The sequence below is a fragment of the Castellaniella sp. UC4447_H14 genome, from assembly GCF_052978285.1.
This window is the reverse complement of record NZ_CM129666.1, coordinates 138,810-154,828: the sequence shown is the minus strand read 5'-3', so window position 1 is coordinate 154,828 and position 16,019 is coordinate 138,810. Positions and strand designations below refer to the sequence as shown.

The 16,019-nt window shown below is 64.5% G+C and carries 12 protein-coding genes; 3 read left to right on the top strand and 9 right to left on the bottom strand.

The window, feature by feature from the left end; genetic code table 11:
- Window positions 1–14 precede the first annotated feature (14 nt).
- The 3 genes from tcuB to ACVCMJ_RS00720 form a co-directional block, all read right to left on the bottom strand.
- Window positions 15–1,190, bottom strand: coding sequence for a tricarballylate utilization 4Fe-4S protein TcuB (gene tcuB, locus ACVCMJ_RS00730; RefSeq protein WP_447082446.1), 1,176 nt, complete (start codon window positions 1,188–1,190; stop codon window positions 15–17).
- Between the two features lie 9 nt (window positions 1,191–1,199).
- On the bottom strand, window positions 1,200–2,603 hold the full coding sequence (tcuA, locus tag ACVCMJ_RS00725) for an FAD-dependent tricarballylate dehydrogenase TcuA (protein WP_447082445.1): 1,404 nt from the start codon (window positions 2,601–2,603) through the stop codon (window positions 1,200–1,202).
- Window positions 2,604–2,684: 81 nt separating this feature from the next.
- Entirely contained in the window at window positions 2,685–3,614 is a 930-nt protein-coding gene (locus tag ACVCMJ_RS00720) for a LysR family transcriptional regulator (protein WP_447082444.1), read from the bottom strand.
- 224 nt (window positions 3,615–3,838) lie between these two features.
- On the opposite strand from ACVCMJ_RS00720, the gene ACVCMJ_RS00715 reads away from it, so the two are divergent.
- Entirely contained in the window at window positions 3,839–6,622 is a 2,784-nt protein-coding gene (locus tag ACVCMJ_RS00715; protein WP_447082443.1) for a M16 family metallopeptidase, read from the top strand.
- A 76-nt stretch (window positions 6,623–6,698) separates the two neighbouring features.
- Here ACVCMJ_RS00715 and dnaJ read toward each other — a convergent pair whose 3' ends face one another.
- The 5 genes from dnaJ to hrcA form a co-directional block, all read right to left on the bottom strand.
- A complete protein-coding gene (gene dnaJ, locus ACVCMJ_RS00710) occupies window positions 6,699–7,826 on the bottom strand; it encodes a molecular chaperone DnaJ (RefSeq protein WP_447082442.1) in 1,128 nt (375 codons plus the stop codon).
- Between the two features lie 97 nt (window positions 7,827–7,923).
- Window positions 7,924–9,852, bottom strand: a complete 1,929-nt coding sequence (dnaK, locus tag ACVCMJ_RS00705; RefSeq protein ID WP_447082441.1) for a molecular chaperone DnaK — start codon at window positions 9,850–9,852, stop codon at window positions 7,924–7,926.
- 104 nt (window positions 9,853–9,956) lie between these two features.
- The gene (gene grpE / locus ACVCMJ_RS00700; protein ID WP_447082440.1) at window positions 9,957–10,544 is read right to left on the bottom strand and encodes a nucleotide exchange factor GrpE; all 588 of its coding nucleotides are present in this window, start codon (window positions 10,542–10,544) and stop codon (window positions 9,957–9,959) included.
- 106 nt (window positions 10,545–10,650) lie between these two features.
- Complete coding sequence (hemH, locus tag ACVCMJ_RS00695) at window positions 10,651–11,697, bottom strand: ferrochelatase (RefSeq protein WP_447082439.1); 1,047 nt, start codon at window positions 11,695–11,697, stop codon at window positions 10,651–10,653.
- 72 nt (window positions 11,698–11,769) lie between these two features.
- Complete coding sequence (gene hrcA, locus ACVCMJ_RS00690) at window positions 11,770–12,783, bottom strand: heat-inducible transcriptional repressor HrcA (protein ID WP_447082438.1); 1,014 nt, start codon at window positions 12,781–12,783, stop codon at window positions 11,770–11,772.
- A gap of 119 nt (window positions 12,784–12,902) precedes the next feature.
- Between hrcA and ACVCMJ_RS00685 the strand changes: the two genes are divergently transcribed.
- Both ACVCMJ_RS00685 and recN read left to right on the top strand, forming a co-directional pair.
- Entirely contained in the window at window positions 12,903–13,802 is a 900-nt protein-coding gene (locus ACVCMJ_RS00685) for an NAD kinase (protein ID WP_447082437.1), read from the top strand.
- Between the two features lie 5 nt (window positions 13,803–13,807).
- Window positions 13,808–15,457, top strand: coding sequence for a DNA repair protein RecN (gene recN, locus ACVCMJ_RS00680; RefSeq protein WP_447082436.1), 1,650 nt, complete (start codon window positions 13,808–13,810; stop codon window positions 15,455–15,457).
- A 105-nt stretch (window positions 15,458–15,562) separates the two neighbouring features.
- Here recN and fur read toward each other — a convergent pair whose 3' ends face one another.
- Window positions 15,563–15,988, bottom strand: a complete 426-nt coding sequence (fur, locus tag ACVCMJ_RS00675; RefSeq protein WP_447082435.1) for a ferric iron uptake transcriptional regulator — start codon at window positions 15,986–15,988, stop codon at window positions 15,563–15,565.
- Window positions 15,989–16,019 lie beyond the last annotated feature (31 nt).

Sequence of the window (16,019 nt, the reverse complement as noted above, 5' to 3'; positions counted from 1 at the left end):
CGCCCGCCCGCCGCTCAGTGTGCCGCTGATGCGGCCGTCGCCGCCGCGTCCATCCGCTTGTCCACGGCATTCTTGAGCAGCGAGGCCGAGCGGAAGACGCCATGCGCGAACTTGCCATACGGCATGGTGAGGAAGAAGGCCATGACCGTCCCGAGGTGGACCGCCAGCAGCAATCCCATGGCGCCCGTATCCCGCCCGATCAGCAGGGCCAGACCGGTGACGCTGACCAGCATCAGAAGCGCGATGAACCCCAGGTCCATGGGCTGCTGCGCCTTGACCAGATGCTGTGGATTACGGTGCTGGTTGAGCCACAACAGACCCGCCGGGCCGACCAGCAGACCGATGCCGCCCACCGTGCCAAACAGCACCGGTGCGCTGAAGAAAGGATACGGCGCCGGATCACCCAGGTAGTGATAGATCGTTCCCAGCGAGGTCGCTATGAAGCAGCACAAGAAGCCGTAGAAGGTGAAGTGGTGGAACACCCGCCGGCGCAGCGTGAAGCGATCGTCCTCGTCATTGCACCCCAGCCCGTGGCCGCCATCCAGGTACTTCAGCGTCACCACGTTGCCGGTCGCCTGAAGCCCCGCAATGGCCATCGTCTCGTGCGGGACCGCGGCCGGTGAAATCATGCGCCAGAACGACGTGACGCCCATTCCCAGGGCGACGATGGCATACAGGAAGACGATGCCAAACATCGCCACCAGCATGTTGTGCGGAAAGATCGCATAGAAATTGCCCGCTAGCGGCGGGTGCAGCCACGATCCTTGATTGACGAGCAGCACGAGCACGAGGAATAACGCCAGGCCGCCGGCCGTGGCCAGTGCCATGGTCAAGCCGGCCCGATCATACAGGCGCCCCAGGGCACGCGGCCAGGCGAATTCGGAGTAGGTCTTGGGCCGGACCGCGGCCATGGCCTGCGGGACGTTGACGCCGAATTCGTGCGGCGGCGCGTACTGACAGGAATGCAGACAGGCGCCGCAGTTGAAGCAGACATTGGCCAGATAATGAATGTCCGCCTTGCCGAATTCCAGCAGCCGGGTCATCGCCGGAAAGACCGCGCAATAGCCCTCGCAATAGCGGCAGGCATTGCAGATGGTCATGACCCGCCGGACTTCCTCTTCCTCGGGCGACAGCATCAGGGTGGAGACGGCGTCATGCGTCAGAAGCTGAAGATCTTGCAAAGTATCCATGAAATTCTCCTACGCGGCGACCGGGGCCGCCTGCTTGAGCGCCGCCGCCGCGGCCTGCGTGCCGGCGATGCGGCCAAAGGCGGTCCCGATGCTCATGCCCACGCCCGCGGTATAGCCCTGGCCCAGGACGTTGCCGGCCATGACCTCGCCCGCCGCGTACAGGTTGTCGCTGGGCTGGCCCCCAAAGTGCACGGTGGCACGCTCGTCCACACGCACGCCAAGATAGGTGAAGGTAATGCCCGGTCGCAGGGCATAAGCATAAAAAGGCGGCGTATCCAGCGGTAGCGCCCAGTGCGTCTTGGGCGGCGCCAGGCCCTCGGTGTGGCAGTCGTCCAGGACCTGGTGATTGAAATCGCCGACCCGGCACGCTTGGTTGTATTCCCCCACCGTCGCGGTGAAAACCTGGGGGTCCAGCCCGATCCGGGTGGCCAGATCTTCGAACGTATCGGCCTGATCGCCTTTGAAGACCGGCGGCATGAAGCGCCCGATGGCCTTGCGGTCGATGATCGAGTACGCGATCTGCCCGGGCTGCCCGGCGACCAGCCGCCCCCAGATGGCATAACGCTTGGGCCAGAAATCCTCGCCCTCGTCGTAGAAGCGGCGTGCTTCGCGGTTCACCACGATTCCCAAGGACACGCAATCGATGCGTGTGCAGATGCCGCCGTCATACAAAGGCGCACGGGCGTCGATGGCGACCGAGTGGCATTGCGTCGGATCGCCGATCCGGTCGGCACCCTGATCCAGCAGATCGCGCAGCAGGACGCCCTGGTTGAACCGCGTGCCCCGGATGAGAAAGTTGTCGGCCGGCCACTCGCCAGCGGCGTTCCGACCCCAGGCTTCGCGCAGCCATTCCCGATTGGATTCGAAACCGCCCGCTGCCACGACACAGGCCCGGGCCTCGATGCGTTCCCGACCCACCCACGCGGCACGGAAATGACCGTCGTCGAGTTCCAGCCTGTCCACCGGCGCCTCGTAGCGAACCTGGACACCCAGGGCCTCGGCGCTGCGATAGTAGGCATTCACCAGCGCCTTGCCGCCACCCAGGAAAAACGCATTGGTGCGTGCCACATGCAACGCCCCCGACAGCGGCGGCTGGAAGTGCACCCCGTGCTTGTGCATCCAGGGTCGACAGGTCGATGACGCCCGGATGGCGATCCGCGCGAGCGTCTCATTGGTGCGCCCGCCCGTGACCTTCAGCAGGTCCTGCCAGAATTCCTCTTCGGGGTAGGCGTCAACCAGCACGTCCTGCGGCGCGTCGTGCATGCAGCGCAGATTGCGCGTGTGCTGGGAGTTGCCGCCGCGCCAGACCTTGGGGGAAGATTCCAGAAGCAACACGCTGGCGCCCGCCTCGCGAGCCATCAGCGCTGCGCACAAGGCGGCATTGCCACCACCAATCACCAATACATCGAGCATGGGGCGCCCCCATCGTTGGAACGGCTATCAGGATAGACACCCAGTCGGGTGGCGCCTAGTCGGTCACCGAACAACGGGTATTCACGAATCGTGAATGTCGCGCGCGCCCACCCACTCCTGCCGCTGCATGAGCTCGCGTGCCACGTCACGCATCACGACACGGGCCGCCAGCGCGGCCGGCGACAACTCGTCATCCGACAGACTGACCAGCAAGTTGCGGCGCATCAAGCCGGGATCGGAAACCCGGGCCATGCACAGGTCCGCGTGCGCCACCCTCCGGATGGCGACCCCCGGCTGGATCGTAGCCAACAGCCCCGCACCGACCACATCCATCAGCATGGCCAGCGAATCGATCTCCAGGGCGATCTTCAAGCCCAGGAACTGGCGGTCGGCCACCGACGTCAGCACGCTGCGCAGCCCATGCAGGTGTGTGGGCATCGCCAGCGGAAGATCCGCAAGATCGGCCAGAGCCACCTCGTCGCCGGGCGGAAAATGCTCGAATCCGCGCGCGGCGATGAGATAGAGATTTTCTTCCAGCAGCGGGGTCACGTTCCAGCGATGACCGGCCTCGTCGTTGAACAGGATGGCCAGATCCAGTTGCCGTGCGTTGAGCATGGCCGCCAGATGCCCCGACAACGATTCCACCAGATGAAAACGAACGTCCGGATAGCGATGACGCATGGCACGGATGAGCGGCAGCCCCATGACCGATGCCGTGGTGGGGGCCAAGCCGACACTGACGTAGCCCGACAGGCGCGCCTGCCGCGCCGCGCGCGCCGCTTCGTCGATGTTGCGCAAGGCAAGCTGGGCCTGGCGGAAAAAAGCGATCCCCGCATCGGTGGGAATGGCCCCCAGATGAGTGCGCTGCAGCAGCCGGGTGGACAGTTCCGATTCGAGCCGGCTGATCTGCTGGCTGAGCGCCGAAGTCACCACCCCGAGCTCCCGGGCGGCCTTGCCCAGACTGCCGCGCTCGACGACACAGACGAAATAACGCAGTTGACGAATTTCCATCGCCCGATCTTATCGGGGAAGCGCGGGCCGCGTCCACCCGGCCGGCAGCAAGCCGGCGGGCCGGATCGCCGAACCGGTCCGCGCCACGCTTTCGGAACCAATCCGGTCTCCCGGCCGTCAAACAGTCCCACCGGACGCGACGGCGCAGCACAAATAGTGCCGGACGGCTACAGTGTCTCCATCGCGCACTTTCCGGCGTGCCGACCTTCCCTACACGGCCTCTCATGACATCTCTCAAAGCGATCTTCCTGTTGACTGCCCTGCTGTTGCTGCCCGGCCTCGGCCGCGCCGCGCCGCCGCAACCCGCCGGTACCCCGCCGCCAGCCGCCGCGATACCGCTTCCGGGAGGGATCCATGAAGTCGTCCTCATTCAGGGCGTCACCGAATACACATTGGACAATGGCCTGACGGTCCTGCTCGCACCCGATGATTCGCGGGCGCAGACCACGGTCAACATGAGCTATCGCGTGGGTTCGCGCAACGAGGGGCCCGGGGAGACGGGCATGGCCCATCTGCTGGAGCACCTCCTGTTCCGGGGCACACCGACCCATCCCGATGCGCTGGCTGAATTCTCGCGTAAAGGCTTGGCGGCCAACGGCTCCACGACCGTGGATCTGACCAACTTCTACGCCACATTCGCCAGCGACGCCCGGACGCTGCGCTGGTTCCTGAGCTGGCAGGCCGACGCCATGCTCAATGCTCCAATCACCAAGGCGGACCTGGATGCGGAGATGACGGTGGTGCGCAACGAAATGGAGCGCGATGAAAACAGCGCCTTCAGCTCTCTGCTGCAACAGACGAACGCGGCGGCGTACGTCTGGCACCCCTATGGGCGCGCCGTCGTGGGGGCACGCTCGGACGTGGAACATGTGGACGTCACGCAGTTGCGCGCCTTCTACCACCGGTACTACCAACCCGACAACGCCGTACTCATCGTCGCCGGACGCTTCGACCCCCATCAGGCCTTGCAGTGGATTGCGCAGGACTTCGGGTCCACGGCCCGGCCCACACGCACGCTGCCCCGGGAATACACCATTGAACCCGTGCAACAGGGCGCGCGCGCGGTGACGCTGCGCCGCATCGGCGGCAGTCCCATCGCGATTGCCCAATACCATATCCCGGAGGCCGCCGGCGACGCGTTCACGGCGCTGTCGATTGGCAGCGACATGCTGGCCGACAGTCCCTCGGGGCCCTTGTACCAGGCGTTGGTCCAAAGCGGCGAAGCGAGCAGCGTATTCGGCTTTGCCCGGGCAATGAAGCAGCCCGGCTACATGATCTTCGGCGCTCAGCTCCAACCCGGCACCGATGCCCAGGCGGCACTTCACACGTTGGAGACCACGCTGGAGTCGGACGGCATCGCCCGGCTGGATGAAGCCTCGCTCACGCGGGCGCGAACAGCGTGGCTGAATCAATGGAAGCAGACTTACAACCAGCCGGCCAGCCTCGCCGACGCGCTCTCGGACGCCGTCGCAGAGGGCGACTGGCGGCTCTTTTTCATCGAGAAGTTGCGTGTACAAGCTTTGACTCTGGACGCTGTCCGCACTCAACTGAGGACATGGCTGCTGCCGGCCAACCGCACCAGCGGCCTCTATCTGCCTACCGCCGCACCCAAGGACGCGCCTACCGCACCGGCAGCAGCCCTTGCCCCCTGGATCAGCAAGCTCGGGACCGGGACGACGCGGACCGCGGTCGCCGCCTTCGACACCAGTCCAGAAGCCGTCGATGCCGCCACGCAACGCAGCACGCTGAAGCTCGCCAACGGCGCTGTCAAGCTTGCACTTCTGCCCAAACCGTCAGCCGGCGAGCGGGTACAGGCGGTATTGCAGCTTCGATGGGGCACCGCGGAGCAGTTGCGTGGACTGAATCTGGTCCCCGAAGTCACGGCGGCCATGCTGACGCGCGGAACGCGGGACATGAGCCGCCAGCAGATCGAAGACCGGCTCAATACGCTGGACGCGGAGTTGTCCTTCCGCGCCGACGGCAACGTGCTGACGGCACGCCTGTCCAGCGGACGCGCGCAGTTTCCGGACCTGCTGGATCTGACTTTTCGTCTGCTGCGCGATGCGTCCTTTCCGGCACCGGAACTGGCCAAGATCCAGCGCAGCCTGGCGGTGAACGTCGAGAACCAGTCGTCCAGCCCGAGCTTCCTGGTGCGCAACGCGCTGGACCGGCACGACCAGCCGTGGAAACCGGATGACATCCGCTACGAAGCCACACCGCAGCAGACGCTCGAGTGGTCCAAAAAACTGACCTCGCAAGACCTCCAACACTTCCACGACGAATTCTACGGTGCGGGCGACATCACCATGGCTGCGGTGGGCGACTTCGACCCGGCCACCGTCACGCAACATCTGAAGGCCGGCCTGAGCGGATGGAGAGCCGCACCGCCCTATCAGCGGATCCCCGACCCCTGGTATGCCATGAAGCCGGACGTTTTCCGCATTCCCACGCCCGGCAAGGCGAACGCCGACTACCGGGCTACATTGCCCGTGAAACTGCAGGACACCGATCCCCGATGGCCGGCCCTCTTGCTTGCCAACTATCTGTTGGGCGGGTCGGAGGACTCATTGCTCTGGCAACGCGTACGGGTCAAGGACGGCCTGTCTTACAGCGTCGGGAGCAATCTGAGCGTCTCTTCGTGGGAACCGTCGGGCGACTGGACCTTCTTTGCCAGCATGGCTCCGCAGAATGCCGACTCTCTGAAACGGGCCGTACGGGATACGCTGGATGCGGCACTCCAGACCGGCTTCACGCAAGCCCAGGTGGATCAGGGCGTCAAGTCGCTGCTCAACTATCTGCAGCTTGGACGCTCCAGCGACGGATACCTGAGCAGCCGTTGGAGCGACTACCTCGAAACCGGTCGAAGCTTTGCCTGGCAGCAGCATATCCAGGAAAAACTGCAGGCATTGACAGCCGATCAGGTCAACGCCGCGATGCGCGACATCCTGAAGCCCGACGCCCTGAGCATTGCCATTGCCGCAGCCCCCGGCATTGCCACCGAGCACTGACCCGGCATGCAAAAGCCCCCGGATAGTACTTTCCGGGGGCTTTCTCAAAGACATCCACAGGGCGGTACATAGGCCGTCACGAGAAAAAGTTCTTCACCTTGTCGGTCCACGATTCGCTTTTGGGAGAATGGCGGTCGCCGCCGCTTCTGAGCGAGGTCTCGAACTGGCGCAACAGCGCCTTCTGCTCATCATTCAGGCGCACAGGCGTCTCCACCGTCACGTGGCAGTACAAGTCGCCCGGGTAGCTGGAACGGATGCCCTTGATGCCCTTGCCACGCAGCCGGAACGTCTTGCCGGCCTGGGTGCCTTCCGGAATGGTGATCTCCCCGCGCCCGGCCAGCGTGGGCACCTCCAGCGTGCCGCCCAGCGCCGCTGTCGTGAACGGGATGGTCAGTTCGCAGTGCAGGTCCTCGCCGTCGCGCTGGAAGATGCCGTGCGGCTTGATGCGGATCTCCACATACAGGTCGCCCGCCGGCCCCCCATTGACGCCGGGCTCGCCATTGCCGGATGACCGGATGCGCATGCCATCGTCGATCCCCGAGGGAATCTTCACCTGCAGCGTCTTGTTCTTGCGGATGCGTCCCACCCCGTCGCACTCGGGACACGGGTCGGTAATTTCCTTGCCGGTTCCATGACAGGTCGGACACGTCTGCTGAACGCTGAAGAAGCCTTGCTGCATGCGGACGGCGCCGCTGCCGCCGCACGTGTGGCAAGTGCGCGGCTTGGTCCCGGGCTTGGCGCCGGAACCGTGGCAAGTCTCGCAAGGATCCCAGCTCGGGATACGGATTTCCGTGTCGAAGCCGTTGGCCGCCTGCTCCAGGCTGATCTCCAGGGAGTACTTCAGGTCGGCCCCCCGGTATACCTGCGGCCCGCCGCCGCCCCGGCGCCCCGCCGCGCCACCAAAGATCTCGCCGAAAATGTCGCCGAAGGCATCGGCGAAGCCACCTGCCCCCGCCATGCCGGCACCCGCAGCGTTCGGATCCACGCCCGCGTGGCCGAAACGGTCATAGGCCGCACGCTTCTCCGCATCCGACAAGACCTCGTAGGCCTCCTTGACCTCTTTGAATTTGTCTTCAGCCTCCTTGCTGCCCGGATTGCGGTCCGGGTGGTATTTCATCGCCAGCTTTCGGTAGGACTTGCGGATCTCATCGTCCGAGGTGTTCTTGGCAACGCCCAGGACCTCGTAAAAATCTCTTTTTGACATGGATGTCGTTTGCTTGCAAAAGGCTGCTCGTTTCAGAAATCATGCCCGGCGAGGCACGAAGCCATCGCCGGGCACACGCATTTCACCCTGAAGGGGTTTAGTCGCGCTTGACTTCCTTGAAGTCGGCATCCACGACGTCGTCCTGGGCCGGCTTGGCGTCATCCGCCGCAGCCGCTGCCGCGCCATCCGCAGCCGACTTTGCCTGCATGTCGGCGTACATCTTTTCGCCCAGCTTCTGGGACGCCGAGGACAGCGCCTCGACCTTGGCATCGATGGCGGCCTTGTCGTCGCCGCGCGCCGCGTCTTCCAGATCCTTGATCGCCGCCTCGATGCCTTCCTTCTCGGATGCATCGAGCTTGTCGCCATACTCGGTCAACGACTTGCGGGTGGCATGCACCAGTCCATCGGCCTGGTTGCGCGCCAGCGCAAGCTCGGCCACGCGGTGGTCTTCCTCGGCATTGGCCTCGGCGTCCTGCACCATGCGCTGGATTTCATCCTCGCTCAGGCCGGAGCTGGCCTTGATCGTGATCTTGTTTTCCTTGCCAGTGCCCTTGTCCTTGGCCGACACGTGCAGAATGCCGTTCGCGTCGATGTCGAAGGTGACCTCGATTTGCGGCAGGCCGCGCGCCGCCGGCGGGATGCCTTCCAGGTTGAACTCGCCCAAAGCCTTGTTGCCGGCCGCCACTTCGCGCTCACCCTGGTAGACCTTGATGGTCACGGCCGGCTGATTGTCGTCCGCCGTGGAGAACACCTGCGAGAACCGCGTCGGAATCGTGGTGTTCTTCTTGATCATCTTGGTCATCACGCCGCCCAGGGTTTCGATCCCCAGCGACAACGGGGTGACGTCCAGCAGCAGCACATCCTTGCGGTCGCCCGAGAGCACGGAACCCTGGATCGCGGCGCCAGCGGCCACGGCTTCGTCCGGGTTCACGTCCTTGCGCGGATCCCGGCCAAAGAATTCCTTCACCTTGTCCTGGACCTTGGGCATGCGGGTCATGCCGCCCACCAGAATCACGTCATCGATGTCGGACACCTTCACGCCGGCGTCCTTGATGGCCACGCGGCAAGGGTCGATCGTGCGATCGATCAGGTCCTCGACCAGAGCCTCAAGCTTGGAGCGGGTGATCTTCAGGTTCAGGTGCTTGGGGCCCGAGGCGTCGGCCGTGATGTACGGCAGGTTGATCTCGGTCTGTTGCGTCGAAGACAGCTCGATCTTCGCCTTTTCAGCGGCTTCCTTCAGGCGTTGCAGCGCCAGCACGTCCTTGGACAGGTCGGCTCCGGATTCCTTCTTGAACTCTGAGATGATGTAGTCGATGATGCGGCGATCGAAGTCTTCACCACCCAGGAAGGTATCCCCGTTGGTCGACAGCACTTCGAACTGCTTGTCGCCATCTACGTCGGCAATTTCGATGATGGATACGTCGAAGGTGCCACCGCCCAGGTCATAGACGGCAATCTTCCGGTCGCCCTTCTCGGACTTGTCCAGGCCAAACGCCAACGCGGCCGCCGTGGGCTCGTTGATGATGCGCTTGACTTCCAGGCCGGCGATGCGGCCCGCGTCCTTGGTCGCCTGGCGCTGGCTGTCATTGAAGTAGGCCGGCACCGTGATCACGGCCTCGGTCACTTCCTCGCCCAGATAGTCTTCGGCGGTCTTCTTCATCTTGCGCAGGACTTCGGCCGACACCTGGGGGGGCGCCAGCTTCTTGTCCTGGGCTTCGACCCAGGCGTCGCCATTGTCTGCCTTGATGATCTTGAACGGCATCAGGCTGATGTCCTTCTGCACGTATTTTTCGTCGTATTTGCGCCCGATCAGGCGCTTGGCCGCGTATATCGTGCTCTTGGGATTCGTGACGGCCTGACGCTTGGCCGGAGCACCCACCAGGATCTCGCCATCCTGCATGTAGGCCACGATGGACGGCGTGGTGCGCGCGCCTTCGGAGTTTTCGATGATGCGGACCTTGGACCCGTCCAGCACCGCCACGCAGCTATTGGTCGTGCCCAGGTCGATCCCGATGATCTTGCTCATGTTAGTGAATCCTGTCGATATTTGAAGAGAGGGGCAGGCTGATCCTGCCGTTGTTTCTTAAGTGGAGGCAACCGGTGCTTTTTCAAGTCCGCCGCACGGCCGGATCAGCCCTGGCCGGCCGACACCATCACCAACGCGGGGCGCAATACGCGGTCCGCGATCAGATAGCCCTTTTGCAGTGTCTGCGCGACGGTTCCTTGCGCATGTTCCGACGGCACCGTGGAAATCGCCTGGTGGCGGTGGGGGTCGAACACGTCGCCGGGTACCGGCGCGATTTCGTGCATCTGATTGCGCTCGAAAGCATTATTGATCTGGCGCAGTGTCGATTCGACGCCCTTTCGCCAGTCCTCGACGCTCTGGTCTTCGTGGGCCAGCGCCGCCTCGAGGCTGTCGCGCACGGGAATCAGGCTCTCGGCAAATGATTCCGTGCCGAACTTGCGGGCCTTGGAGATGTCCTCCTGGGCTCTGCGCCGGACGTTTTCCACCTCCGCGCGCGCCCGCATCAACTGGTCGTGATAATCCGCGATCTGGGCCTGGGCCTCGGTGAGCAGGGCGGCCAGATTGTCCTCTGGAATGGCGGTCACGCCTTCGGTCGCCTCAGGGACATCGGGGGTGCCGCCTTCCGGAACGGTATCCTGCGCCTGCTGGCCGGGCGGGGCCTTGGGGTCCTGATCTTCCTGGGATGCCGACATGCTGAAATCTCCAAAACAATAAGATGACGCGAATATTCAAAAGATGGGGTGCGCCCGCAATTCTTCAAGACCCGTGAGGGCAATGCGCCGACAGCCCGTGTCCGGATCACCGCCAGCCGGCGAGATTATCCACCAGAAGGCGAGCGAATCCGTCCACCCACCGAGATTCGGCGTTGAGGCACGGAATATAACGAAACACTTTTCCGCCCGCCTCCAGAAACGCCTCGCGGCAACCCATGTCGATTTCCTCGAGCGTTTCCAGGCAGTCCGCCACAAAACCGGGACACATCACATCCACGGTTTCGATCCCCTCTCGGGCCCAGGACTCCAGTGTGGGCTGGGTATAGGGCTGCAGCCACGGCGCCCCCCCGAACCGGCTCTGGAAAGCCACATGGAGCAAAGCCCCATCCGCCCCCAGGCGCCCACGCAAGGTCTGCGCGGTCTGCATGCACTCGCGAAAATACGGGTCCCCCCGGCGCACCGCTTCCTGTGGCAGGCCATGGAAACTCAGCAGCAGGCGGTCCGGCTTGCCGGACCGTTGCCAATGCCCCTGCACCGCGTGATACAGCGCGTCCTGATAGGCCGGCGCCTGGTGAAAACGATCCAGAAAACGCAACGTGGGTTGATGCCGCATGCGGCCCAAGCTGGCACTCACGGCGTCGACCACCGTACCCGTGGTACCGGAGGCGTACTGGGGGTACAGCGGCACCACCAGAATCCGGCCGCAGCCGGCTGCGCGCAATTCCTGCAGCTGTTCATCGATGGCGGGCCGCCCGTAGCGCATGGCCAGTGCAACCCGCACCGGCACGCCTTGGTCCGTCAGGGACCGCGCCACCGCATCGCGCAGATCCTCGCCGTGCACCATCAGGGGCGACCCGCGCGCCATCCAGATGGATTGATATTTGGGCGCGATGACGGCGGGACGCCGCGTGAGGACGAACAGACGCAGAATGATCTGCCAGAGCCAACGCGGCAATTCCACCACGCGCGGGTCGGACAGGAACTCGGCCAGATAGCGGCGCACGGCAGCCGGGGTGGCGGCATCGGGGGTGCCCAGATTCACCAGCATCACGCCCAGCGGCCCGCGCTCGGGCGCAGGCCCATCCGGATTCAGCGCCTGCGGATCGGCAGGCTCCGGCAAGAAGCGATTCATGAATTGATAGACTCACGATTCAAAAGAGGGGGAAAAACATGACGCACCGGCAGGAATCCAGCAGCCACCCCGTCAGGAAGCCGCATGCCCCAGCGCATTGGACAGCATGCGGGCGGTGATATCCACGATGGGAATGACGCGCTCGTACGCCATGCGGGTCGGACCGATCACTCCCAGCGTTCCCACCACCTGGCCGTCGACCTTGTAGGGTGCGGTGATCACGGACACGTCTTCGAGCGGCACCAGGCGTGAATCCCCGCCAATATAGATCTGAACGCCCTGGGCCTGGCTGGAGACGTCCAGCAGGTGCAGCAGGTCCGTCTTCTGCTCGAACAGCGCAAACAGCCGCCGCAACCGCGCCATGTCAGCCGTCATCTCCGAAATGTCCAGCAATTTGCCTTCGCCGGAAATGACCACCGATTCGTCGACCGTGTCCGGCGTGCCGATGCCCGCTTCCACCGCCTGCTGCATGAGACGCGAGATGTCGGACCGCAGCGAGGCCAGTTCCGCGGCCAGCGCGATCCGCACTTCATGGAAGGACCGGCCCGAAAAGTGATGATTGAAGAAATTGGAGGCCTCGAGGAGCTCCACTTCGGTGTACTCGCGCGGGACGAACAGAATGCGGTTCTGCACATCGCCATTGGGCGTCACGATGATGAGCAGCACGCGCTTGTCCGACAGGCGGATGAATTCGATATGCCGGAAGACCTGTGTCCGCTTGGGGGTCAGCACCACGCCCGCGAATTGCGACAGATTGGACAACAGCGACGCCGCCGCCATCACCGCGCGCCCCGGTTCGGCCGCCGGCAGGCAATCGGCGATTTGCAAATCCGGGCTGAGTTCGTAAGGCCGCACCGTCAGAAGACTATCGACGAACAGCCGATAGCCGCGGGGCGTGGGGATCCGGCCGGACGACGTGTGCGGACTATGAATCAGCCCGAGGTCCTCGAGATCCGACATGACGTTGCGGATGGTGGCAGGCGACAGATCGAAGACTTTCGACAGGGTGCGCGAACCCACCGGCTGTCCGTCCGCGATGTAACGCTCCACCAGCGCCTTGAGCAATGCCTTGGCTCTATCATCCATGACCGTTCATCCACTGTGCAGGATATTTGCAGCGCGGCGACCCCGACAAGGCTGCAACCATCCCCCTATAATCGGATAGTCCCCTATTATTCCATCATTTGCTCGAGGTACCCCTCCCCATGCACTTTCACACGGTCGCCTTGGTCGGTCGGCACCAGGACAGCGGCATGGACGCACCCTTGCGGCGGCTGGGCAATGTCCTGCAAAGCGCCGGATGCACGGTCCTCATCGAGGCCGAAACCGGTCACCGCACCGGCGTGACCGATTTCGAACAGGCCAGTTTCCAGCAGATCGGCACGCGCGCGGATCTGGCGGTGATCATGGGCGGCGACGGCACCATGCTGGCGGCCGCGCGCCAACTGGCCACCACGGACGTGCCGATGATCGGCATCAACCACGGGCGCCTGGGCTTCATCACCGACATCCCGCTGAACAGCGCGGCCGAGGCCATCACCAGCGTGCTGAACGGCGCCTTCGTCCAGGACGAGCGCATCCTGCTGGAAGGCCGGGTCATGCGCGGGGGTCAACAGATCTTCTCGGGCATGGCGCTGAATGACGTCATCATCAACCGCGCGGGGCGCGGCGGCATGATCGAACTGCGCGTGGAATGCAACGGCGCCTTCATGCACAGCCAGCGGGCCGACGGCCTGATCATTGCGACGCCGACCGGCTCCACCGCCTACGCGCTGTCGGCGGGCGGACCGATCCTGCATCCGCAGGTTCCCGCCCTGGTACTGGTCCCGGTGGCACCCCAGACACTGTCCAACCGGCCCATTACCCTCCCGGCGGACAGCGTGCTCAGCATCACCATCCTGGCGCTGGGCCGCGTCGAATCGGGCGCGAGCGTGCATTTCGACATGCAGGCCCTGTCCAACTGCCAGGAAGGCGACCGCATCGACGTGCGGCGCAGCCCCTACCGGGTTCGCTTCCTGCATCCCCAGGGCTACAGCTACTTCGCCACCCTGCGCAGCAAATTGAACTGGAACCGCATGCTGCACCCCTGGGACGAACCGGACTGACATCCATGCTGCGCGCCCTGCACATCCACGACTTCGTCATCGTCGATCAGGCCGAGCTCGGCTTCGAAACGGGGTTCACGGTATTCTCAGGGGAAACCGGGGCGGGCAAGTCGATCCTGATCGACGCCCTGTCGCTGGCTCTCGGCGGCAGGGGCGACCCGACGCTGGTGCGCGAAGGCGCCGCCCGCGCCGACATCAGCGCCGTTTTCGAGGCCCCGCGGATGGCGACCGACTGGCTGGCCGAACAGTCGCTGGACGGCCCCGAAGTCATCCTGCGGCGCGTCATCGACACGCAAGGCCGCAGCAAGGCCTACATCAACGGACAGCCAGCCACCCTCACCCAGCTTCGCGACCTGGGCACGCTGCTGGTCGACATTCACGGGCAGCACGCGCACCAGAGCCTCCTCGAGCCGGTACGGCAGCGCGCCCTGCTCGACACACAGGGCGGCCATGCCGACCAGGCCGCGGCGCTCGAACAGGCGTGGGCCCAGTGGCGCGATGCCCGGGCGGCGCTGGAAAAGGCACAATCCCAGGCAGCCGACCAGACGGCCCTCAGGGACCGCCTGATTCAGGACGTGGCCTTTCTGGACGAACTGGCGCCGCAGCCCGAAGAATGGGCCGACCTTTGCACACGACAATCCCGCATGGCCCACGCCCAAGCGCTGCTCTCGGGCGCGCACCAGGCCGTCGAGGCGCTGGACGGCGAATCCGGCTCGGCCATCCAGGCGCTGCGGGCCGCCCACCAGGCGTTGCAGTCGCTGGTTCGCCACGACCCGGGGCTGGCCGAGCACTGCCAGGCCATGGAATCCGCCCAGATCCTCTGCAGCGAGACGGTCTCGGGACTGAACGCCTATGCCGACCGCCTGGAACTGGACCCCGACGCATTGGCGCAGGCCGAAACGCGGATGAGCCACCTGTTCGAGGCGGCCCGGCGGTTTCGCATCGAGCCCGAGGACCTTCCACACCATCACGAAACGCTGCGGGCCCAGTTGCAACAGATCGAGGCGAGCCGCGATCTACAGGCGCTGGCACAGGCCTGCGAACGCGCGGAGGCCGATTACCGGATCCGGGCAACGGCGTTGACCGCCGCCCGCAACGCCACTGCCCAGCGGCTATCGGCCCAGGTCAGCGAAGCCATGCAGTCGCTTTCCATGAAGGGCGGCAGCTTCCAGGTGGCACTCGAACCCTGCAAACCGTCCGCGCACGGCATGGAAACAGTGGAGTTCCTGGTATCCGGCCACGCGGGCGTCACACCTCGTCCGCTGGCCCGCATCGCCTCGGGAGGCGAACTGGCCCGCATCTCGCTTGCCCTGTCGGTCATCGCCAGCCAGGCGGCGCGCGTGCCCACGTTGATTTTCGACGAGGTGGACGCCGGCATCGGCGGCGCCGTCGCGGAGGTCATCGGGCGCTTGCTTCGGCAGCTGGGCCGGCGCCATCAGGTGCTATGCGTGACCCACCTGCCCCAGGTCGCGGCCTGCGCGAGCCACCATTTCCAGGTCAGCAAGACGACGCACCAGGGACGGACGGCCTCTTCCATTCGCGACCTGCCCGACGACAGCCGCGTGGACGAAATCGCCCGCATGCTGGGGGGCCTGAAGATGACGGCCGCAACCCGCGACCATGCCCGGGAGATGCTGAAACTGTCCGCGGTTTAGGGATTTCGTGTGCCGGACCGGCGGCTGAGGTCGACCGGCTGCTGTGTGCCGCCGGTTGTCTGGTGCCGGTTACCCGCTGCGGGCCACGCCGACATCAGCTTCGAATCAGGCTTTCTTGGCGGCCTGGCACTTCGGGCAAATACCGTAGAGCATCATGTGATGGCTCTCGAGCGCAAAGCCGTTGTCCTTGGCAACGCGCTGCTGGCGTCTTTCGATTTCGGGGTCCGAAAATTCCACGACCCGGCCGCAGTTGGTGCAGATCAGGTGATCATGATGATCGCCGTCATTCAGTTCAAAAACGGCCTTGCCGCCATCAAATTGACTGCGCAGCAGGATGCCCGCCTGCTCGAACTGAGTGAGCACGCGGTAGACGGTCGCCAGCCCGATGTCGACGTCCTCTGCGATCAAGGCGCGGTACACGTCCTCTGCGCTGTGGTGCCGGGTTTCGGCCTTGCGGAATACATCGAGGATCTTCAGGCGGGGAAATGTCGCCTTCAGCCCCATGTTCTTGAGCTCAGTCTGGTCGTTCATGATGAAAGTATCCCGGGTCGAGGACGGGAAA